Below are 21181 nucleotides of genomic sequence, written 5' to 3'. Positions count from 1 at the left end.
CCCCATGAGGCGTTTCCTTTCCTTGGCGCTGCTCTGCTTCCTGCTGTTGGGGATTACCCTCCACGCACAAGCACAATCAACAGACGCCAGCAGCAGCTCCACTAATGATGCGGCCGCGCTCGAACTGCTAGAGGCGCTAGACGTTGAGTCCTACACCGCCAAAGGCGAAGCTATTACCGCTATTTTACAAAGCGATGATGAGCGCGCACGAGACTGGCTGCAGGCCTTGCTGGATGGCCGCTTACAGCGCACCGAAGACGGCCGCTTTGTACTGGTACTCGAGAACCGCGGCCGCGACTGGTCGGTGGCCGATGTCTTGACCGGCGAAGCGCTGGGCGAGATGTCCCGCCGTGACCTGGAGCGTATCGGTATCAACAACAACCTGCGCAATCAACTGCGCAGTGCCATCGCGGTCGTTGACCTCTACTCGCCTAACGTGGAGCGCCGCCGTACCTCGGCCGAGCGTCTGCTAGGTGAAGTAGACGGTGAACTGGTGCCCACGCTTGATGACTTGATCGAGCAGGAAGAGGACGAGCAGGTGCGCTATCGCCTGACTCAAGCCGTGGCGATCTACCGCGCTGAAGCCGGTGAAATGGCCGGGGTCGAAGCGCTGGACGGCAGCCTGCACCCGCGCTCGCGTGTGGCGTTGAGTCGGGCAGCCAATGGCGATGATCCCGTCGTCGCCAATGCCGCTGCCGCTTCACTGACGGGCATCGAGCAGCAGCTCAAGATCAACCGCGGCCTGGAAACCCTCTATTTCGGCTTGAGCCTTGGTTCGGTGCTGGTGCTGGCCGCCATTGGCTTGGCGATCACCTTTGGCGTCATGGGCGTGATCAACATGGCCCACGGCGAGCTAATGATGCTGGGCGCCTACACCACCTGGGCGATGCAGCAACTATTGCCTGGCCAGCCGGGCTTGGCGTTGATTCTATCGATTCCCGCAGGCTTTATGGTTGCCGCCTTAGCGGGCGTGGCGATCGAACGCGGCGTGATTCAATTCCTCAAAGGCCGCCCGCTGGAAACCCTGCTGGCAACCTTCGGTATCAGCCTGATTCTGCAGCAGCTGGTACGCACGGTGATTTCTCCGCTCAACCGCACCGTCATCACCCCTGAGTGGATGAGCGGCTCCCTAGTGGTCAACGATGCGTTGTCATTAACGCTCAACCGCATGTACGTGCTCGGCTTTGCGCTGGTGGTGTTTGCGGGCCTGATGCTGATCATGCGCCGTACACGGCTGGGGCTAGAGGTACGTGCTGTCACCCAGAACCGCGCCATGGCCCGCTCCATGGGCATTCGTGCCACTCGCGTGGATATCATGACTTTTGCATTAGGTTCGGGTGTGGCAGGGCTTGCCGGTGTCGCGCTCTCCCAGCTTACCAACGTCGGCCCCAACCTGGGGCAGAACTACATCATCGACTCCTTCATGGTGGTGGTGTTCGGCGGCGTGGGTAACCTGTGGGGCACGCTGGTGGCCGGGCTATCGCTGGGTGTCATCAACCAAGTGCTGGAACCTTGGGCAGGCGCGGTACTGGCCAAGATCATCGTGCTGGTCTTCATCATCCTATTCATTCAGAAACGCCCGCGTGGACTCTTCCCGCAGAAGGGCCGGGCTGCGGAGGGCTAAACGATGTCACTAACGACCGAATCTTCGACGAACTTTTGGCTAACACGCCCGTTCAGTGAACGCTCCACCCAGATTTTTCTCGGCGTGCTACTGGCCGCGCTGGCGCTGGTCACCCTGCTACACGTGGCAGTGCCGCCGGATAACCCGCTGCATGTGGGCGCCTATACGGTCAATCTGTTTGGCAAGTACCTAAGCTACGCGCTGCTGGCCGTCGCGGTGGACCTGGTGTGGGGCTATCTAGGCATTTTAAGCCTCGGCCACGGCGCCTTCTTCGCCATCGGTGGTTACGCCATGGGCATGTATTTAATGCGCCAGATTGGCGATCGCGGCACCTACGGCCACCCTGTACTGCCCGACTTTATGGTGTTCCTGAACTGGGACAGCCTGCCGTGGTTCTGGCACGGCTTCGATATGGCCTGGTTCGCTTTTGCCATGGTACTGCTGGCGCCTGGGTTGCTGGCGCTGGTGTTTGGCTTCTTGGCGTTCCGCTCTCGGGTCACCGGGGTGTATCTATCGATCATCACCCAGGCGCTGACCTTTGCCCTGATGCTGGCTTTCTTTCGTAACGAGATGGGCTTTGGCGGTAATAACGGCCTGACTGACTTCCGCGAAATTATTGGTTTTGACCTGCGCAGCGACGCCACCCGCCTAGGGCTGTTCCTAGCCACCGGCGTTGCGCTGGCGCTGGGCTTTATTCTCTGCCGTGCGATTGTCACCAGCAAGCTGGGTCGGGTGAGCGTGGCCACCCGCGACGCTGAAGCGCGCACGCGTTTTCTTGGTTATCGGGTCGAGCGCTTTCAACTGTTTGTGTTTGTGGTATCGGCCATGCTGGCGGGCCTAGCCGGGGCGCTCTACGTGCCGCAAGTGGGGATCATCAACCCCAGCGAATTCTCGCCGATTTTCTCCATCGAGATTGTGCTGTGGGTCGCACTGGGCGGTCGCGCCACGCTGTATGGCGCGGTGATTGGCGCCATTCTGGTCAACTACGCCAAAACCATCTTTACCGGCGTTATGCCCGATGCCTGGCTGTTTGCCCTGGGCGCGATGTTCGTACTGGTCACGGTGTTTCTGCCCAAGGGGGTGGCGGGGCTGTTTGGCTATCTCAAGCGTCGTAAGCGCGACGATTCGGCTAACCCTGACCAATCACAGACATCCAAGGAGGCCTCCGCATGAGTTTGCTGCAATCGCTGACCCAGCGTGACCGGGTGTTCGATTTTATGGCGCCTCAAGCCTCACCGGTGGACGTTCGCCATGGGCCGATTCTGTATATGGAAGATGTCACCGTCAGCTTCGATGGTTTTAAAGCCATCAATAACCTTAACCTGACCATCAACGACGGTGAGCTGCGCTGCATTATCGGCCCCAACGGGGCGGGCAAAACCACCATGATGGATATCATCACCGGCAAAACCCGGCCCAATAGCGGCAGCGTATGGTTCGGCAGCCGCCACAACCTGCTGCATATGAACGAGCCCGATATCGCCAGCCTGGGCATTGGCCGCAAGTTCCAAAAGCCGACGGTCTTCGAAGCGCTCTCGGTATTTGAAAACCTGGAGCTGGCAATGGCCGCCGACAAGCGGATCTTTCCCACCCTGACCGCCCGCATGACCGGCGAGATCAAAGACCGCATCGATGAAGTGTTGGAAACCATCGGCCTGACGGCACTGCGCCATCAGCCCGCAGGCATTCTTTCCCACGGCCAGAAACAGTGGCTGGAGATCGGCATGCTGCTGATGCAGCGCCCGCGTCTATTACTGGTGGATGAGCCTGTCGCGGGCATGACCGAACAGGAGATGGAACGCACCGCCGAGCTGCTCACCGGGCTTGCAGGCAAGCAGTCGGTGGTGGTGGTCGAGCACGATATGGGGTTTGTGCGCTCCATTGCTCGCCAAGTGACTGTGCTGCACCAAGGCAGCGTGCTGGCGGAAGGCACCATGGATCAAGTCTCCAACGACCCCAAAGTAATCGAGGTCTACCTGGGTGCCGATGACGAGGAGGCTGCCTAATGCTAGCGATTGAAAAGCTCAATCAGTTCTACGGCGAAAGCCACACCCTGTGGGATTTGGACCTTGATGTGCCCAGAGGTCAGTGCACTTGCGTAATGGGGCGCAACGGCGTGGGTAAAACCACGCTGCTGAAAGCTGTCATGGGCGAAGTGGCCGTCAAAAGTGGCGAGCTGCGCTACACCGCCGAGGCAGGCGAGATCGAGCTGACTAAAAAAGCCGTTGAGGCGCGCTCGCGGTTGGGAATTGGCTACGTGCCCCAAGGGCGGCAGATATTTCCGCTGCTGACCGTAGAGGAGAGCCTGCGCACCGGCCTTGCCGCCCGCAGCGACGGGCTGAAAAAGATTCCCGAGCGCGTCTATGAGCTGTTCCCCGTGCTCAAGGAGATGAAAAACCGCCGTGGCGGTGATTTATCCGGCGGGCAACAGCAGCAACTGGCGATTGGCCGCGCGCTGGTCATCGAACCCAAGCTGTTGATTTTGGACGAACCAGGGGAGGGCATTCAGCCCAATATCGTCGCCCAGATCGGTCAAGTGATTCGTCAGTTGATCAACGAGGATGGTTTAACCGTACTGCTGGTGGAGCAGAAGCTACCCTTCGCCCGTAAGTACGCCGACCGTTTTGTGATCATGGATCGCGGCCGACCGGTGGCCAAAGGCGAGATCAGCGAGCTCTCCAATGAGCTGATCAAGCAGCATTTGACGGTTTAAGTTATCCACAGCTGGTCATCAAGCCCGCCACTTAAATCTTCGGCGGGCTTATTCGTTAAAACCCTGTTCTGTGTTCGGTTGACAGCACTGCTTGGCGTGTAATATCGGCTGTTGATCAATAAAAAGCAGGTGGGGTATGCGCTATAAAGATAAACAACAGCTCGCCGCCGAGTGGCAAGCGCTTATGGAGCGCACGCCCAAGCCGTTGCGGCAAGCAGTCGAGACCTTGGTCGAGCACCACTGCCAAAAATTTGCTGACCACTTTTATCGGGTGATGCTGGAAGATCCGCATGCCTCGCTGTTTCTCTCCAACGATCAAGTGGCACTGCGCTTAAACCCCTCAATGCGGCGCTGGCTGAAGGCCATGTTTGCCGTTGAGCACGCCGATTTTGAATCCCTGGTTGAGCAGCAGGAAAAAGTGGGGCAGGTGCATGCTCGCATCGATATTCCGGTCAACCTGGTGCTAAACGGGGCACGGCAGCTGAAGCAGGCGTTTTATCAGCAGCTCAACGCCACGTTCAAAAGTCCGCTATCGCCGGGGGATGCCGCGGTGTATGTCTCTGATCATATCGATATGGCCATGGAAATCATGAGCCACGCCTACTCGGTGGCCAGTGACCGTAATGCGCGCACCGAAGAGTCGTACAAACTATTTTCCCTTACGCAAAGCATCGGCGACGAGCGTGAACGCCAGCGTTCGGCGCTGTTGAATTGGGAGAATGCGCTGATGTTTGCCATAGCCGCCCAGCAGAATATCGCCACGCTGCCGCGGTTGTCGAATTCCGATTTTGGTCTGTGGTACTTCCATAAAGCGTGCCATGCGTTCGAGGGCGTGCCAGAGATTGCCACTATTTCACGCCATATTCAGCAAGTGGATAGTGAGTGGCTGGCAGTGCTGCATCATGAAGATGCTAGCCAGCGACTTAAGGCGCTGAGCGAGATTCGTGATGCCGCCCGCACGGTGTTGATGCTGCTCGACAATGTGATAGAGCGTGCCTCCGGTTTGGACGCAGGGCGCGACAGCTTAACCCGGTTGCTCAACCGCAAGTTTTTGTCAGTGGTGCTTAACCGCGAAATAGACATTGCTCGCCATTCGGAGCACTGCTTTGCGCTGTTAATGGTAGATATCGATCACTTCAAATCGATCAACGATACTCATGGGCACGACGCTGGCGACAACGTGCTGCAGCAGGTGGCGAGCATCCTTGATCGCTCCACCCGTGGGGGTGATTACGTGTTTCGCATGGGCGGCGAGGAGTTTTTGATTGTGCTGGTCAATACTGACCATGACGGCAGCCGGTTATTTGCTGAGCGTTTACGCCAATCGGTGGCTAAAGAGCCGATGCTCGCTGGCGCCGATACGCTGCTTAACGTGACGATTAGCGTGGGTGTAACGCTTCACGATGGCCACCCGGACTATCACCACTCCTTGCAGCGGGCTGATCAAGCTCTTTATGAAGCGAAGCGCGGCGGGCGTAACCGGGTCTTTATGCAGTAATGGTGTGAAAAGTGAGTGCAAGCTGAGCGCTAAATAAGTAGTGAGTGCATTTATTTGGTGCATATGAGGCCTAGTGTCGTGCTTTATTGGTGCGTCTAGATGCGTAGCACTGCAAGTCACCGCCGTTCATCCCTGCCATTGACCGCACAACAAGGCTTTTCACCATTTTGGCGCATTAATTGCTTACCTATGTCAAAGGCTTAGTGAAAAAGGAAGCGATAGCAACCCATGATCCTGTGCGAACTTGCCAAACCACACATTGCCTCTGGCCACCGCTTCGATCAAGGCCGCCACTGGGCGGCCTCGTTGGCCTTGACGTTTGCCCAACGTGACGGCGTTACTCGCATGGTACAGGCTCGCCACCAGGGGCCGCTGCGGGTGCAGCGGCCATTCTACCCAGAGGGCCGCGATGAGGCGTGCCATGTGTACGTGCTGCACCCGCCGGGCGGACTGGTGAGCGGCGATGCGCTCACCATTAGCGCTCATGTCGCGGGCGGTGCCCATGCGCTAATCACAACGCCTGCTGCCAATAAACTCTACAAAGCTGATAGCCAGGGCGTGGCTTGGACTCAGCACACCCGGCTAAGCGTTGAAGATGGCGCCACTCTGGAGTGGCTGCCCCAGGAGACCATCGCCTTCGATGGCTCGAAAGGCGAGCAGCGCACCCATATCGAGCTGCATGGCAGCGCCCGCTGCCTGGGCTGGGAAGTGATGGCGCTAGGCCGCCCCGCCAGCGACTTACCCTATGTTTCCGGGCGTATTGAGCAGCACTTCCGCTTAACCCTGGACGGCAAACCGCTGTGGCTAGAACGCCAGCCCCTCGATCCTTTGCACCCCCGCTTTAAGGGGCGTTGGGGCCAGGGTGGCGCCACCGTACAAGCCACGCTTTGGGCGGTGGGGATTACCGACGCCCCTGTAGCCATTGAAGCCTTACGTGAAGCGCTGCCGGATAACCCGCGCTGGGCGGTTACCGTCCGCCATGGCGTGCTGCTATTACGCTACTTGGGTAACGCGCGTAATGAAGCCTGGGCATTATGCGAACAGGCTTGGCAACTTTTGCGCCCCCTATGGATCGAGCGAGACGCCCACACACCGCGTATTTGGTTAACCTAATCGAATAGATTGCTGGAGAAACGCCCCATGGAATTAACCCCAAGAGACAAAGACAAGCTGCTTCTTTTTTCCGCTGCTCAACTGGCCGAGCGACGTAAGGCACGCGGGTTGAAGCTGAATTACCCCGAAGCGGTGGCGCTGATTAGCTTCGAGATTATGGAAGGCGCCCGGGATGGCCGCAGTGTGGCTGATTTGATGAGCTACGGCCGCGAGATTCTTAGCCGTGACGATGTGATGGAGGGCGTGGCTGACATGGTTGACGAAGTGCAGGTCGAAGCCACTTTCCCCGACGGCACCAAGCTGGTCACTGTCCACACACCTATCAACTAGTTGTCAGCAACCAGGAGAGCATCATGATTCCCGGCCCAATGGTTCCAGGACAGTACCAATTAAAAGAGGGTGATATCGAGCTGTGTGTGGGGCGTGAGCGAATTAGTGTCGAAGTGGCCAATACCGGCGACCGCCCGATTCAGATCGGCTCCCACTACCACTTCGCCGAAGCCAACCCAGCGCTGGTTTTCGATCGCGACAAATCCCGAGGCTTTCGCCTGGATGTGGCCGCCGGCACAGCGATTCGCTTTGAGCCCGGCCAAACCCGGGAAGTCACGCTGATTCCCTTTGTGGGTAAGCGCGAAATTTACGGCTTCCGGGGTGATGTGATGGGCGCGCTAGAGGGGGATAAACAATGAAGCCGACCAACAAGATCAGCCGACAAGCCTACGCCGATATGTATGGCCCCACGGTGGGCGATCGCGTTCGCCTGGGCGATACCGAGCTGTGGATCGAAGTCGAGAAAGACGCCACCCACTACGGTGATGAGGTGAAGTTCGGCGGCGGCAAAGTCATCCGCGACGGCATGGGCCAAAGCCAGCGTGCCGACGACACGGTCATGGATACCGTCATCACCAACGCGCTGATTCTGGATTGGTGGGGCATCGTCAAAGCCGACGTGGGTATTCAGAAAGGTCGCATCGCCGCGATTGGCAAGGCGGGTAACCCCGACGTACAGCCCGATGTGGAGATCGTGATTGGCCCCGGCACCGAGATCATCTCCGGGGAAGGCAAGATTCTGACCGCGGGCGGCATCGACTCCCACATCCACTTCATCTGCCCTCAGCAGGTCGAAGAAGCGCTGATGAGCGGTGTAACCACCATGCTCGGCGGCGGCACCGGCCCGGCGACAGGTTCCAACGCCACCACCTGCACGCCAGGCGCTTGGCACATTGGCAAAATGCTCCAGGCGGTGGACGACCTGCCGATGAATATTGGCCTGCTAGGCAAAGGTAATGCCAGCCTGCCGGAAGCACTGGAAGCGCAGCTAGAAGCGGGCGCCATGGGCCTCAAGTTGCACGAAGATTGGGGCACCACGCCTGCCTCGATCAATAACTGCCTCAACGTGGCCGATGCCTACGATGTACAGGTAGCGATCCACACCGACACACTGAACGAATCAGGCTTTGTGGAAGACACCCTGGCCGCGTTCAAAGAGCGCTGCATTCACACCTACCACACCGAAGGTGCAGGCGGCGGCCACGCGCCGGACATTCTCACGGCCTGCTCGAAGGCCTACGTGCTGCCGTCTTCTACCAACCCAACACGGCCCTACACGGTCAACACCATCGACGAACACCTCGACATGCTGATGGTGTGCCACCACCTTGACCCCAATATCCCCGAAGACGTGGCCTTCGCCGACTCACGCATTCGCCGCGAAACCATCGCCGCCGAGGATATCCTCCACGACCTGGGCGTGATTTCGATGATCGCCTCGGATTCCCAGGCCATGGGGCGGGTCGGTGAAGTGGTCTGCCGTACCTGGCAAACAGCGCATAAAATGAAGGTGCAGCGCGGCCTGCTGCCGGAAGACGAAGCTATGGGCGCTGACAATCTGCGCGCCAAGCGCTATATCGCCAAGTACACCATTAACCCGGCGATCACCCACGGCATCGCCCATGAAGTGGGCTCCATCGAAGTCGGTAAACTGGCGGATCTGGTGCTGTGGAAACCGGCCTTCTTTGGCGTGAAACCGGCGATGATGATCAAGGGCGGCATGATTGCAGCGGCGCCCATGGGCGACCCCAATGCTTCGATTCCCACCCCGCAGCCGGTTCACTACCGCTATATGTTTGGTGCCTTTGGCCGCGCAGCGAGCCAAACCCGGCTCAGCTTTGTCAGCCAGGCCGCGCTGGATGCAGGCATTAAAGAGACCCTGGGACTTAATAGCGAGCTAGCAGCGTGTAAAAACGTGCGCCAAGTGCGCAAAAAGGATATGAAGCTCAATGATGCTTGCCCCGATTTGACCGTCGACCCGCAAACCTACGAAGTGCGCTGCGACGGTGAAATTTTAACCTGCGAGCCCGCCACCGAACTGCCGCTGGCTCAGCGTTATCATTTGTTTTAATTGAGGCTATTTCATTAGTTAGAGGTGACGGGGGTAGGCCGTAGAGAGGGTCTTTTGCCAAGGATGGCAAAAGTAGCGTACAGGGAGGTATTCACAGCGCCCTCTCGTAGGCCTACCCGCGGCACAGCCGCAGAGATAGCGAAGGGACGAGAGCAATGCTGAAATTAATAGAACGTTTAGGGCCAGTGGAGGAGAGCGCAGCCAGCGACACGCTGACGCTGCCCTTCGAGCTGCGCATTCGTGGCCGCTTAAAAGCGCAAAGCGATAGCGGCCGCGAGCTGGGCCTGTTTCTCGATCGCGGCCCGGTGCTGCGCAGCGGCGAAGGCCTGAAAGCCGAAAGCGGCGAAGTGGTGCGTGTCTGTGCCGCCATAGAACCGGTGGTTACCGCGCGAGTGAGTACTGGCTTACCCCTGGCGCGGCTCGCTTACCACCTAGGCAATCGCCACGTACAGCTGGCACTTGGTGAAGACGAAAAGGGAGGCTGGGTGCGCTTCCCGCCGGATCACGTGCTGGAAGAACTCGCCGAGCTGCTAGGTGCCGAACTAGAGCATCACAACGCCACCTTCGACCCAGAGCCAGGCGCTTATAACCAAGTGGGCGGCGGGCATTCGCATTCCCACGGTCATGACCATTCACACGATCACGATCACGATCATGACCACCCGCATGAGCACCACCATGCACACTGAGCTTACCGCATTAGAAGGCCAAAGCGACGAGCTGGCGCTGCTGGGGTTGATGCAACTGGTGAGCCCCGCGCTGCCGATTGGTGCCTTTGCCTTTTCACAAGGCCTGGAAAGCGCCTTCGAGCTGGACTGGGTCCGCGATGAAGCGAGCCTTGCCGAGTGGTTAAGCGGCGTACTGGAAGATGGCCTGACCCGCTGCGAGCTGCCCGTGCTGGCGCGGCTGCATGAAGCGTTCGACCAAGCGGATAGCCCATCGATTGCCGCATGGGATGAGTGGCTGGCGGCCACCCGGGAAACCGCCGAGCTGGCCGCTGAAGACAGCCGCCTAGGCGCCTCGCTTAAGCGCCTACTGGGCAGTTTGGATTTATTGCCAAGAAACCAACAGCTGCCAAGTGAGGACTTACTAACGCCTTTGCTCCCACATCAGGCAGGCTATGTGACGCTGTTTGCCTACACGGCTCACTTGCGTGGCGTGTCCGTGCGCCAAACCCTGCTGGGATTTGCCTGGGCGTGGCTAGAGAACCAGTTGGCGGTGGCCTGTAAAGCGCTTCCGCTGGGCCATACAGCTGCTCAGCGCGTGATTGAGCAGCTGCGCCCAGCGCTAGTGGATGCCGTTAACCAAGCGCTAACGCTGGAAGATGACGAGCTAGGCCCGGTGCTGCCCGGCCTAGCACTGGCCAGCGCCTTGCATGAAACGCAATATTCGCGCCTGTTTAGAAGTTAAAAAGCTCATAAATTGAAAAGCTTAGAAGTTAACGAGGAGAGAACGATGACTCACTGTTTACGCGTTGGTGTGGGTGGCCCGGTAGGCTCCGGCAAAACCGCGCTGCTCAAGCAACTCTGTTTAGCGCTGCGGGATTACTACGACATTGCCGTGGTCACCAACGATATCTATACCCGAGAAGACGCCGACTTCCTGCTCAAGCACGACGCCCTCCCAGCGGATCGTATTCTGGGCGTGGAAACCGGCGGCTGTCCGCATACGGCCATTCGCGAAGACGCCTCGATGAACCTTGCAGCCATCGACGAGTTGCAGGCGCGGCACCCGAAGCTGGAGCTGGTGATGGTCGAGTCGGGCGGTGACAACCTCTCGGCCACCTTCAGCCCCGAGCTTTCCGATCTGACGCTTTACGTCATCGATGTTTCCGCAGGCGATAAAATCCCCCGTAAAGGCGGGCCGGGTATCACCAAGTCTGACCTGCTGATCATTAATAAAATCGATATCGCCGAGTATGTTCACGCTTCGCTAGAAGTGATGGAACGCGACTCGAAGAAAATGCGCGGCGAACGCCCCTTCGTGTTTACCAATCTTTATGACGGGGTAGGGCTTGAGGAGATCATCCGCTTTATTCTCGACAAAGGGATGCTGGATGAGCGGCGCCCGCAGGCTGATAAAGCGGCTGCCGTGAGTACAGGGGCAATTTAGTAAGTCCGCGATGCACAAAGGCCGCCAAATGTTTGGCGGCCTTTGTTGTTTAGCGGCTTATTATTCCAACAGGTTCCACAGGCCAATGGTGAGTGCGGGGAACATGCACAGTAGCAGGACGATCACCATGGTCGCAGCGATGAAAGGTACCGCCGCACGAAACACGGCGGAAGGCGATACCTTGGCGATCTGCGATGTGATAAATACCAACAACCCCACGGGTGGGGATATCCCCCCTAGCTGTAAGGTAATAATCATCACGATCCCCAATTGCACCGGGTCGACGCCAGCATTGGTCATCATCGGTAAAAACAGGGGAGCGATGATCAGCATCGCTGGTGTCAGGTCGAGAAACATGCCGGCCACGGCAAGTACCACTAAAAGGATGATGAACAACCCGAACTGACTGTCAGCCGCCGTGCCTGCCCAGCCGACTATTTCCTGGGGTACCTGCTCAGCAATCAATATCCATGCGAACGGTACCGAGGCTGCGATCAAAAAACCGACCAGCGCGGCGTCCGTCCCGCACTCAACGAAGGAGCGGTAAAACTGCTTCCAGTCGTACGCTTTGAATACCAGTTTGCCAAGCACGAACGTCCAGAGCAACGCCACAACACCCGCCTCGGTGGCGGTAATAACCCCAAAGCGGATCCCGCCAAGTACACCGACGGTGATCACCAACACCGGTAGCGCCCGCACGAAGGTGTGCCAGATTGTAGCCATTGGCGCACGCGCGGTAGCTGTCTGGTACTGACGTCGCACGGAGATCCAATAAGCGACCAGCATCAACGCACCGGCAGCCATCAGTGCAGGCACGATACCGGCCATGAACATGCGGGCGATAGAAACGTTGGCGACCGAGGCATAGACCAACATGGCGATGGCTGGAGGTACCACGTTGGGCAGAATAGCCGATGAAGCGGTGACCGCGCAGGAGAACGCTGGCGAGTAACCGCGTTTGACCATCTCAGGCACCAGGATTTTGGTGCTGCTGGCCGCATCGGCACTCGAAGAGCCTGAGATACCACCAACCATCAGGCTGTTGAGGATGTTGACGTGGGCCAAGCCACCGCGCAGGTGGCCGACCAGGCTTGTGGCGAAATCAATTAAGCGAGTCGAAAGCCCACCAAGGTTAAGTAGGTAACCGGTAGATAGAAAGAAGGGAATCGCTAGCAGGATGAACTTAGTCGAGCCGGTGACCATGTTCTGAACCACCGCTGGCGCTGGCAGAATAAACGAGGCCGAACTGGCCAGAAACACCCCGAACATCAACGAAAACGATACTGGCACACCAACGCCAAGTGCCAGAAAGAAAACCACCAGCATGATCATGCTCGGTGAGACGCCTTGTAAGGGCCCCAACAGGCCTTGGTCCAGCCCCGCATAGATCAAGCCAGCGATGACTATCGCCGCCAAGTTGCGGAGTAGAATACCTGTATGGTCAGCGTTGCGAGCGAGCAAGAAGACCAGTGCGATGACACCGGAAATGGGAATGACAGCGTACTTGATAGCCGTAGGCCACTGTAAGCTGGCGCTGGTGCCTCCTACCATGTCGGCTAGTTGGTAGCCACCGAACAGCATCATGATCAGCGTCAGCGAAAGGATAAGATTCTGGGTGAAGCCCAGTACACCGGCGAGCCAGGCGGGCAGATCTTTAGGTAGAAAGTCACCCGCAACATGGCGCTGTTGGCGTACCCCTAACGCCGCGCCGAGAAAGATTAACCAAGTAAAACACCATATCGCGAACTCTTCGGTCCACGAAAAGGAGTCGTTAAAAACATAGCGAGAAACGACACCAGCGAGCACCGCCAGGGTCATGGCCAGCAAAATGCCAAAGACGAGGAAACGCACCAGGCTTTCCAGCCCGGTGGCGGCGCGGCCGATGCCCAATGATGAGGTTGCAAGGGAAAAACGGTAGGCAGACATCCGATACGCTCCAGAAGGGCGGCGCCAGTGAAGACGCAACAAACACTCGGCCCCACCGTAGCGGTGGGGCCGACAGGGTTGTTATTCCGCGTTTTCGATCAGCGAAACAAGTGCTTCGCCATTCGGGATTTTTTCAACATATTCGTCGCGGATTGGCTTCATAGCTTCTTGCCATGGCCCTTTGTCTTCGATTTCGATGATCGTCGCACCATCGGCCACGGTTTCATCCAGTGCCGCCTGGTCGTCACTCTTACGCATTGCGGGTAGCTCTGCCTGAACCTCCAGTGCCGCCTCAGTGATCACCTCCTGGTAGTCGTCAGGCAGACGCTCCCACCAGTTCTGTGACACTACCCAGGTACCCATGGCGAAGATGTGATCGGTTTTCACGTAGTACGGAGCCACCTCATAGAAGCGGTTGGTCAGATAGTTAGTCGCAGTGTTATCAAAGAAGTCGATAACCCCTGTCTGCATGGAGTTATAGATTTCAGGTGCGGGAACTGGCGTTGGGTTGGCGCCAGCTGCTTTCCAGGCGTCGACGTGCAACGGGCTCTGGATGACGCGCATCTTCTTGCCCTGGATGTCGTCAATCGAATCAATCGGGAAACTGCTCATCAACTGACGGATACCATTGACGGAGAAGCCAAGCAGGTGGAACCCCTGCTCTTCAAAGTTGGCCGAGAGTTCTTCGGTCAATGGCTCGCTGAGCGCAGTTGCCTGTTCTTCGCCATCGATCAAATAAGGCAGATCGAGCACTTGAACCTCGGGAATCCAAGAGGTCAGTACAGAGCTGGTGATGATGCCCATCTGTACCGAGCCCAGCCGGATGCCTTCGGCAGATTCGCTTTCTCCGCCCAGCACGCTGTTAGCGAACAGCTGGATATCAACATTATTATCTGTGCGTTCACGCACTAGGTCGGCAAACTGCTGCGCCGCTACATATTTAGTATTGCCTTCCGGCACATCGAGCGAGAGCTTGGCATTGTAATCTGCTGCTAGAACGGACGTGCTGCTGATGGCGAGCGCCAATGCCGTCAGCACAGCGGGTGTTGTGGTTAAAGCGTGTTTAATTTGCATGAGCCTAATCCTTGTATGTTGTTATATAGGTCGTTCATCCGGTCATACCGGTGTGGTTGTCTTTCTCGGGTTTTAAATTGCCGTTAAAGAACGGCCAGCATGCCGCCGTCGACGTAAATGATCTGGCCATTTACGTAGCTCGACGCCGGGGATGCCAGATAGACCACCGTGCCGACGAGATCCTCGGGAACACCCCAGCGCTTGGAAGGGGTGCGGCCAACGATCCAGTCATTGAATTTCGGATCATCGACCAGTGGCTGGGTCATCTCCGTGATCATGTAGCCTGGGCCGATGGCATTGGTCTGAATGTTATGTTCAGCCCACTCCGCAGCCATGGATTGGGTCAACAAACGCACGCCGCCCTTGGACGCCGTATAAGCGCCCACGGTTGGGCGTGCGACTGAGCTCATCAGTGAGCCGATATTGATGATTTTGCCGCCCTTTCCGCGCGCAATCATTTGACGGGCAACGTTGCGACCCAGCAGGAAGGTGCTGCTCAGGTTCGTGTTGATCACGGTGTCCCACTGGTCGCGTTCGAGCTCGACCAACGGGCGGCGAAGCTGCATGCCAGCGTTATTGACCAGGATGTCGATAGTCACGCCATCGGCATCAAGCGCTGCCAGCGCCTGCTCAATGGCAGCTTCGTCGGTAATATCGAACGATGTGGTCAATACGCTATGCCCTTCCTCGGAAAGGGCATCACGCGCTGCTTCGAGTTTGTCGCGATTACGACCATGAATAATGATTTGAGCGCCCGACTGAGCCAATCCGCGGGCCATTGCGAGCCCCAGCCCACCCGATGAACCGGTAATAAGTGCCGTGCGGCCCGTTAGATCGAACAAGGTCATCTTTCTCACCTCTTGTATCATTGTTGTGTGAAAAGAATTTTAGGGTTTAGCTACTTTCTAGCCCGAATTTCTCACAGGGGATAATAGAAAGCGGCTGAAAGTGTTATTATTTCAGGACGTTACACCAGAAAAAACACCAACAGCCGCTATCCAAAATGGTACCTGAAAAACTGACCTTCTCGCCACTCTCTCGCCGTCAAATTGAAGCCGATTTTTCCGGCGGTCACATCACCTCCGATGCCGGACTGTTTTTGCTGCGCGAGGTCGATAAACAACATCGCCTGACTCGCCGACTAGCCTCGGTACTTCACGATCCCCGGGATCCAGAACAGATTCGCCACCGGCTAGACACCATGGTTCGTCAACGGGTATTTGGCGTGGCCGCTGGATACGAAGACCTGAACGATCATGAAGCCCTTCGCTTTGATCAAGCGCTGCAAACGGCGGTTGGCCAGGACGACTCCTTGGCAGGCAAGTCCACGCTGTGCCGGATGGAGCAGCAGGCGGATCGGCAGGCGATAGTGAAGGCCCATCAACTACTTTGGCACCACTTCATCGAGCAGCACGAGGAGCCACCGGCGGAAATTGTGTTGGACTTTGACGGTACCGATATCCCGGTTCACGGCGAGCAGCCGGGCAAGTTCTTCAACGGCTACTACGACCACCATTGCTACTTCCCGCTGTATGTCTTCTGTGGCCGCCATCTGCTAGTGAGCTATCTGCGTACCAGTGACCACAGCGACAGCCATCACAGCTGGGCCATCCTGGCGTTACTGGTGCGCTTTATCCGTCAATACTGGCCCGATACGCGCCTTGTGTTACGAGGTGATAGTCACTTTTGTCGCTCCCGGATGCTCAACTGGTGCGATCGGCATCACGTTGACTATATCGTGGGTATCGGCAAGAACAGTCGGCTGCTCAAGGAAGTGGATGTGCCCATGATGCTGGTGCGCAAGACCCAATGGCAGGTGGGAGGGAAAGTGGCAGAGACGTTCCGCTTCCAATATCAAGCACACGCCTGGAAGTATCCACGCTGGGTGGTGGCCCGTCTGGAAGAAGGCGAACTGGGCTCTAATCCCCGGTTTATCATTAGTTCCCGTTATGACGACGGCTTCAAGCTCTACTACGAGCAGTACTGCGCTCGGGGCGACATGGAGAACCGGATTAAAGATCAACAGCTGAGCCTGTTTGCTGATCGTACCTCCAGCACGCACTGGTGGGCCAATCAGTGGCGTCTGATCTTATCGGGCTTTGCCTATACGCTGTTCGAGCGATTACGAACACACCTGAAAAAGACGCCCTTCGCGCGTATGAGCCCGAGCAATCTGCGGCTCAAGCTGATCAAGGTGGGGGCCGTCATTATCCGCAACACCCGGCGAATCCGGGTGCTGATGAGTGACAGCTACCCTTACAAGGCGGAACTATCCGATCTCGTCAGGCGGTTGGCTCCGGGCTGACTGCTCGGGCTCCCCCGGCCCGACTCAATGGGGGGAAGGGGGAAGTGTGTCTGGACGGTGGAAATTGGTTAAATAGTAGACAATCTGAGCAGTCGTCATAGGCCGTTGGCGGTATTACGACCTATTTATGCAGCTCATTGAGGTGCAGTGAGAAATCCGGGCTAGAGTGAATTAAGCGTTTTTTTGAAGGCTATTAACGTTGCGGCGAAAGCTACAAGTAAGCAGCGTTAAAGATGTGTTAGTCACAAGACTCTGCTTCCACCTTTATTGAAAACTTATTTTTTAAGGAAACATTAAATAAACAATCAAGTGATGCGCTACTTAAGCGTTATTGACGTATCCATCACATGTGTTCTGATTAGAAATATATTGGTATATACCTTGATATACCATGATACTTATGTCTAATAAGGCACTAATTTATCGGGATTAAAAAATAATGGTCAATAAAACATCGTCTTACGGGATGTCCCAAGGAGAACAGGCTTACGAGAGAATTGAGTCATTAATCGCTCACATGGAACTCAAGCCCGGTGAGACCATGACAATGGCCGACTTGCAGGAGCGGGTATCGCTGGGCCGCACTCCCGTGCTTGAAGCGATTCGCAAGCTTTCGGACGACACCCTTTTGGAAGTACGCGCTGGGCGCGGGGTAAAGATTACGCCCATTGACTTGCATCGCGAACGCCGGTTGTTAAGAATTCGGCGCGACATTGAGAGTTTTGTCGTTGAGCTGGCCATTGATAACGCCAGTGGTCTGGTAAGAAGTCAGCTGAACCAACTAGCCCGCATGCTTCGAGAATTAAAGTCAGGCAGTGATATTCGCCCCTTCAATGAGCTCGATAAGCGGATGGATCAATTACTGTTGGAGGCTGCCGACGAACCGTTTGTGGAACGGACATTGCGGCCACTTCACACGACGTTTCGGCGGTTGGGGTATCTTTATCAGAGCCACCTGGGGAGCGAGCGCACCGTGCAGGAAAATATCCAGATGCACATCGATATGCTCGATGCGATCATTGAGCGTGACACTCCTAATGCATTAAAAGCGACGCATTTGCTGATGGATTTTATGGAAGAGATGTTCGTGCCGCTTGAGCGGGACCTTGCCCCTTCTTATCTTGATATTAATATTAAGCCCTTTTGATTTGAGGGCTTTTTGCCACGTCGTTTGGCTGTCTTTTTACCATCACGCCAAGCACGCGCAGGGAGCGTCAGCCGCCCCAGGTTGCTCATTTAACCCGTGTAATAGGCTGGCGGCTAGGGTCGAGATGCCAGGGTAGGCCGAGGCGCGAGTTGCGTTCCAGTTCGGCAATCACCTGGGCGCCCAGCAGTAAAATAATGGCCCCTACTTCCAAACTAATCAGCACGATCACCAGTGTTGCCAGCGAGCCGTAAACGGCGTTTACGAACGATAGATTGGCAAAGTAGTAGACCAGTAACAGCCGTACGCCTTCCCAGAGTAGCGCTGCCACAAAACCACCCACTACCGCACGGCGTAAGGCGATACGCACCACCGGCAGCACTTTATAAATAGCGCTAAAGAGCAGGAAAACCCCAATGAAACTGGCTAGGTTCAGCACGGGTTCTGAAAAGCTCGCCAACGGCAGCTCGCGCTCGAATAATAAAAAGACCAACGTATTGAGTGAACTGGCCAGGGTGACCACGAGCGTCAGTGCCATCAAGCCTGCCCCCAGTACCACCATAAAGGCATAAGGCAGCATCACTGACACCCAGACACGGCGCTTGATGTGCGGGCTCTCCGGTGCATGAAAAATGATCGCCAGGGCGTCTTCCAGCATGCGAAAGGCAAAGGAGCTGAACAGTAATAGAACGGGAAAGCTCAGAATGCCGATGACATCGCGCGAATCAAGCAGGCTACGCACGGCCTCAAGCAATACCTCGGCGTGGGCGGGTGCCATATGCCGGGCCTGGATAGCGAGCACATTGAGAAGATGCTGCTGATCCACGACTTGAGTTAACAGCACCACCAGTACAGCAAATAACGGCACGATGGAGAGCAAAATATTGTAGCCCACCCCGCCCGCCAGCAGGACGCCGTGGTTTTTCAGAAAATTACGAAGTACGCGCCAGGAAAAATGAACCAACTGAGGAAGCAGGAGCAAGGCCGCGTTAAACAGAGAAGAATTACGAATCATGGCTTGCCATACTCCTTGTGTACTAGCGCCATGATACGCTGCTGGCGATAGCAAGTAACAAGCGCAATATAACAAGGACGACAGGAAATGTTAGATCGAGAGTAGATAACGAGGTTATTAAGAGAAGGGAAGAAAGACATTAGCAATAAAAAGGTCGCCCTGATCAGGCGGTAGAAAAGATCAAGGCAACCGAAGAACATGTGTTAGCGTCTTGCTAAAACGGGCCATCCCTGGCCACCACTTCCCCACCATGAATGGATTAGTGTGTTTTTACCTTAACCTAGGTTATGGATCGTTAGCTTTTTAGCTAAATAGCTGCCTATAAAGCAAAAAAGCTAAAAAAGTGGTTAAAGTTGACACACTTTTAGTCGATATATACTTAGTCTATACGCTAAAACCCTTCTCAAGATCGAACCTGGAAGACACACAATGCCCACTCTGCCTATCCATTCTAATACGTCTCCCCCTAAGTCAGGCCTTGGCTTGCAAACCAAGGTGTTGATACTGGTTTTGTTTCCGCTTTTGTTGGTCACGGTCGCCTTGGTCGGGTTTGACGCCTTTAGCAGTACCCAAGATACCCGTGAGGCGCTGGTGGAACAGCGCGAACAATTGATTGAAGAGCGACGAGCCTCGGTGCGCGACATTGTGCAGATGGCGACTACCGCTATCGCGCCCATCTACAACGACGCCGATGCCAACGACCGCGAAGCCAAGGAACGCGCTGCTGACATGCTGCGTTCGATGCGCTTCGAGGGTGAAAACTACATTTTTGTTTACGACTACGATGGCACCAACGTGGTACTCCCGCACTCCCAGGAGCGTGAAGGCCAGGACTTAAGCGGACTTCAAGCGCCTGATGGGTCTTACATCGTGCGTGATTTTATCCAGGTAGGCCAAGATGGCGGTGGCTTTTATGAATACCCCTGGGAATATCCCGGCAGCGGAGAGCCGGAACAGAAACACTCCTATATTGATCGCCTGGAAAAATGGGGCTGGATTGTAGGCGCAGGCGTTTATGTTACCGACGTTGACCAATCCATGGCCGAGCTGGAAGCCGATGCGGCTGCCGATTTGCGCCAGTCGATTATGATTTCATCCTTGTTGGCGCTGGTATTGTTCGGCGTGATTGCCTTGGTGGCGTATGGTTTTGTGCGCCGTACACTGGGGCCGATCAAGCGTACCGCCTCGGCGATGCACGATATCGCCCAGGGGCGCGGTGATTTAACCCGTCGCTTGGCAGTAGAAAGCGGCGATGAAATCGGCGACCTTGGCGTTCAGTTCAACGCCTTTGTAGCGCGTATGCAGGATACGCTACGTGACGTACGCAGCAGCACGGTAAGCGTGCATCAAGCGGCGGGCGAAATCTCGCAGAGCTCTGAAGAACTCGCCACCCGCACCGAGCAGGCGGCGGCCAACCTGCAGCAAACGTCTGCTTCGATGGAAGAGATTACCTCCACCGTCAATCACAGTGCCGACAACGCCCAGCAGGCCAACAAGCTGGTGCAATCCACCGCAGAAGTGGCCCGCGAGGGTGAAACCGCGATGGGGCAGGTGGAAAGCACCATGCGCGATATCAATGACTCCGCTTCGCGCATCAGCGACATCATCAGCATGATTGATGCCATCGCCTTCCAGACCAATATCCTGGCGCTTAACGCCTCGGTGGAAGCCGCGCGTGCTGGTGAGCATGGCCGTGGCTTTGCGGTCGTGGCCCAGGAAGTACGAATTCTGGCCAGCCGCTCCAGCGATGCCTCTAAAGAGATCCGCACGTTGATCGATGCCTCTGTGAAGCACACCCACTCCGGGGCGGAGTTGGTGCGCAACGCGGGCAACACCATGCGCGAAATTGTCTCCAGCGTGGCGAAAGTCACCGATGTGATCGGCGAGATCAGCGCCGGTGCCAAGGAGCAGAGCAGCGGTATTGGCCAGATCAACACCGCCGTGGCTGAAATGGATACCATGACCCAGCAGAACGCCGCCATGGTGCAGGAGTCCACTACCGCTGCCACCAACATGCGCCGCCATGCGGAGCACCTGAACCAGCTGATCAACTCCTTTGTGTTAGGTGAAGATGAGCCCACACAGCGGCATCAGGCGCTGGCCTCGCCATCTGCCTCCCCGCGCGGCAATGCCAACGGGCTGAAACGCCCAGCGCTTGCTGCAAAACCTTCGTCACAGCCGTCATCTAGCCATCAGGCAGAGGATGAGTGGGAAGCGTTCTAACGGTTGCTTAGCCATCAGTAAAAAAACGGGGCT

The 21181-nt window shown here is 56.6% G+C and carries 19 protein-coding genes; 15 read left to right on the top strand and 4 right to left on the bottom strand.

Annotated elements, in window-relative coordinates; translation table 11 throughout:
• Positions 1-4 precede the first annotated feature (4 nt).
• The 12 genes from urtB (at position 5) to ureG (ending at position 11461) form a co-directional block, all read left to right on the top strand.
• Entirely contained in the window at positions 5-1624 is a 1620-nt protein-coding gene (urtB, locus tag ACWI0H_RS20015; protein ID WP_485874342.1) for an urea ABC transporter permease subunit UrtB, read from the top strand.
• Between the two features lie 3 nt (positions 1625-1627).
• On the top strand, positions 1628-2797 hold the full coding sequence (gene urtC / locus ACWI0H_RS20010) for an urea ABC transporter permease subunit UrtC (RefSeq protein ID WP_485874341.1): 1170 nt from the start codon (positions 1628-1630) through the stop codon (positions 2795-2797).
• Positions 2794-3630 carry an urea ABC transporter ATP-binding protein UrtD gene (gene urtD, locus ACWI0H_RS20005; RefSeq protein WP_290701871.1) on the top strand — a complete coding sequence of 279 codons (837 nt, stop codon included), beginning with the start codon at positions 2794-2796 and terminating at the stop codon, positions 3628-3630. Before urtC ends, urtD begins: the two co-directional genes overlap by 4 nt.
• On the top strand, positions 3630-4337 hold the full coding sequence (gene urtE, locus ACWI0H_RS20000) for an urea ABC transporter ATP-binding subunit UrtE (protein WP_485874340.1): 708 nt from the start codon (positions 3630-3632) through the stop codon (positions 4335-4337). Before urtD ends, urtE begins: the two co-directional genes overlap by 1 nt.
• 136 nt (positions 4338-4473) lie before the next feature.
• A complete protein-coding gene (locus ACWI0H_RS19995) occupies positions 4474-5835 on the top strand; it encodes a diguanylate cyclase (protein WP_485874339.1) in 1362 nt (453 codons plus the stop codon).
• 228 nt (positions 5836-6063) lie between these two features.
• On the top strand, positions 6064-6948 hold the full coding sequence (locus ACWI0H_RS19990; protein WP_485874338.1) for an urease accessory protein UreD: 885 nt from the start codon (positions 6064-6066) through the stop codon (positions 6946-6948).
• 27 nt (positions 6949-6975) lie between these two features.
• Positions 6976-7278, top strand: coding sequence for an urease subunit gamma (ureA, locus tag ACWI0H_RS19985; RefSeq protein WP_298968613.1), 303 nt, complete (start codon positions 6976-6978; stop codon positions 7276-7278).
• A gap of 38 nt (positions 7279-7316) precedes the next feature.
• The gene (locus tag ACWI0H_RS19980) at positions 7317-7637 is read left to right on the top strand and encodes an urease subunit beta (protein WP_101146931.1); all 321 of its coding nucleotides are present in this window, start codon (positions 7317-7319) and stop codon (positions 7635-7637) included.
• On the top strand, positions 7634-9349 hold the full coding sequence (gene ureC / locus ACWI0H_RS19975) for an urease subunit alpha (RefSeq protein WP_485874337.1): 1716 nt from the start codon (positions 7634-7636) through the stop codon (positions 9347-9349). The genes ACWI0H_RS19980 and ureC overlap by 4 nt, the downstream gene beginning before the upstream one ends.
• Positions 9350-9504: 155 nt before the next feature.
• Entirely contained in the window at positions 9505-10038 is a 534-nt protein-coding gene (gene ureE / locus ACWI0H_RS19970; RefSeq protein ID WP_485874336.1) for an urease accessory protein UreE, read from the top strand.
• Entirely contained in the window at positions 10028-10759 is a 732-nt protein-coding gene (locus tag ACWI0H_RS19965; RefSeq protein WP_485876282.1) for an urease accessory protein UreF, read from the top strand. The genes ureE and ACWI0H_RS19965 overlap by 11 nt, the downstream gene beginning before the upstream one ends.
• Before the next feature lie 45 nt (positions 10760-10804).
• A complete protein-coding gene (gene ureG, locus ACWI0H_RS19960) occupies positions 10805-11461 on the top strand; it encodes an urease accessory protein UreG (protein WP_035555244.1) in 657 nt (218 codons plus the stop codon).
• A 60-nt stretch (positions 11462-11521) separates the two neighbouring features.
• Here the strand turns inward: ureG and ACWI0H_RS19955 are convergent, their stop codons facing one another.
• The 3 genes from ACWI0H_RS19955 to ACWI0H_RS19945 form a co-directional block, all read right to left on the bottom strand.
• Positions 11522-13387 carry a TRAP transporter large permease gene (locus tag ACWI0H_RS19955; RefSeq protein ID WP_485874335.1) on the bottom strand — a complete coding sequence of 622 codons (1866 nt, stop codon included), beginning with the start codon at positions 13385-13387 and terminating at the stop codon, positions 11522-11524.
• Positions 13388-13468: 81 nt separating this feature from the next.
• Complete coding sequence (locus tag ACWI0H_RS19950) at positions 13469-14461, bottom strand: TRAP transporter substrate-binding protein (protein ID WP_176303887.1); 993 nt, start codon at positions 14459-14461, stop codon at positions 13469-13471.
• 83 nt (positions 14462-14544) lie between these two features.
• Positions 14545-15309: an SDR family oxidoreductase gene (locus tag ACWI0H_RS19945; RefSeq protein WP_176303886.1), complete on the bottom strand. Its 765-nt coding sequence runs from the start codon at positions 15307-15309 to the stop codon at positions 14545-14547.
• A gap of 155 nt (positions 15310-15464) precedes the next feature.
• On the opposite strand from ACWI0H_RS19945, the gene ACWI0H_RS19940 reads away from it, so the two are divergent.
• A complete protein-coding gene (locus ACWI0H_RS19940; RefSeq protein WP_444676419.1) occupies positions 15465-16766 on the top strand; it encodes an IS1380 family transposase in 1302 nt (433 codons plus the stop codon).
• A gap of 439 nt (positions 16767-17205) precedes the next feature.
• On the top strand, positions 17206-17913 hold the full coding sequence (locus ACWI0H_RS19935; protein ID WP_176303885.1) for a GntR family transcriptional regulator: 708 nt from the start codon (positions 17206-17208) through the stop codon (positions 17911-17913).
• Between the two features lie 85 nt (positions 17914-17998).
• Here the strand turns inward: ACWI0H_RS19935 and ACWI0H_RS19930 are convergent, their stop codons facing one another.
• Positions 17999-18925, bottom strand: coding sequence for a YihY/virulence factor BrkB family protein (locus ACWI0H_RS19930; RefSeq protein ID WP_485874334.1), 927 nt, complete (start codon positions 18923-18925; stop codon positions 17999-18001).
• 429 nt (positions 18926-19354) lie between these two features.
• On the opposite strand from ACWI0H_RS19930, the gene ACWI0H_RS19925 reads away from it, so the two are divergent.
• Positions 19355-21148, top strand: coding sequence for a methyl-accepting chemotaxis protein (locus tag ACWI0H_RS19925; protein ID WP_485874333.1), 1794 nt, complete (start codon positions 19355-19357; stop codon positions 21146-21148).
• The last annotated feature ends 33 nt before the right edge of the window (positions 21149-21181 follow it).

The sequence above is a fragment of the Halomonas sp. NYA30 genome, assembly GCF_976980765.1.
The sequence above is the reverse complement of the archived record's forward strand: the minus strand, read 5'-3'. Positions and strand labels throughout refer to the sequence as shown.

What these genes read in the sequence shown, in the direction of transcription:
- urtB (WP_485874342.1), top strand. Translation starts at nt 5, where the DNA reads ATGAGGCGTTTCCTTTCCTTGGCGCTGCTCTGCTTCCTGCTGTTGGGG.
- urtC (WP_485874341.1), top strand. Translation starts at nt 1,628, where the DNA reads ATGTCACTAACGACCGAATCTTCGACGAACTTTTGGCTAACACGCCCG.
- urtD (WP_290701871.1), top strand. Translation starts at nt 2,794, where the DNA reads ATGAGTTTGCTGCAATCGCTGACCCAGCGTGACCGGGTGTTCGATTTT.
- urtE (WP_485874340.1), top strand. Translation starts at nt 3,630, where the DNA reads ATGCTAGCGATTGAAAAGCTCAATCAGTTCTACGGCGAAAGCCACACC.
- ACWI0H_RS19995 (WP_485874339.1), top strand. Translation starts at nt 4,474, where the DNA reads ATGCGCTATAAAGATAAACAACAGCTCGCCGCCGAGTGGCAAGCGCTT.
- ACWI0H_RS19990 (WP_485874338.1), top strand. Translation starts at nt 6,064, where the DNA reads ATGATCCTGTGCGAACTTGCCAAACCACACATTGCCTCTGGCCACCGC.
- ureA (WP_298968613.1), top strand. Translation starts at nt 6,976, where the DNA reads ATGGAATTAACCCCAAGAGACAAAGACAAGCTGCTTCTTTTTTCCGCT.
- ACWI0H_RS19980 (WP_101146931.1), top strand. Translation starts at nt 7,317, where the DNA reads ATGGTTCCAGGACAGTACCAATTAAAAGAGGGTGATATCGAGCTGTGT.
- ureC (WP_485874337.1), top strand. Translation starts at nt 7,634, where the DNA reads ATGAAGCCGACCAACAAGATCAGCCGACAAGCCTACGCCGATATGTAT.
- ureE (WP_485874336.1), top strand. Translation starts at nt 9,505, where the DNA reads ATGCTGAAATTAATAGAACGTTTAGGGCCAGTGGAGGAGAGCGCAGCC.
- ACWI0H_RS19965 (WP_485876282.1), top strand. Translation starts at nt 10,028, where the DNA reads ATGCACACTGAGCTTACCGCATTAGAAGGCCAAAGCGACGAGCTGGCG.
- ureG (WP_035555244.1), top strand. Translation starts at nt 10,805, where the DNA reads ATGACTCACTGTTTACGCGTTGGTGTGGGTGGCCCGGTAGGCTCCGGC.
- ACWI0H_RS19955 (WP_485874335.1), bottom strand. Translation starts at nt 13,387, where the DNA reads ATGTCTGCCTACCGTTTTTCCCTTGCAACCTCATCATTGGGCATCGGC.
- ACWI0H_RS19950 (WP_176303887.1), bottom strand. Translation starts at nt 14,461, where the DNA reads ATGCAAATTAAACACGCTTTAACCACAACACCCGCTGTGCTGACGGCA.
- ACWI0H_RS19945 (WP_176303886.1), bottom strand. Translation starts at nt 15,309, where the DNA reads ATGACCTTGTTCGATCTAACGGGCCGCACGGCACTTATTACCGGTTCA.
- ACWI0H_RS19940 (WP_444676419.1), top strand. Translation starts at nt 15,465, where the DNA reads ATGGTACCTGAAAAACTGACCTTCTCGCCACTCTCTCGCCGTCAAATT.
- ACWI0H_RS19935 (WP_176303885.1), top strand. Translation starts at nt 17,206, where the DNA reads ATGGTCAATAAAACATCGTCTTACGGGATGTCCCAAGGAGAACAGGCT.
- ACWI0H_RS19930 (WP_485874334.1), bottom strand. Translation starts at nt 18,925, where the DNA reads ATGATTCGTAATTCTTCTCTGTTTAACGCGGCCTTGCTCCTGCTTCCT.
- ACWI0H_RS19925 (WP_485874333.1), top strand. Translation starts at nt 19,355, where the DNA reads ATGCCCACTCTGCCTATCCATTCTAATACGTCTCCCCCTAAGTCAGGC.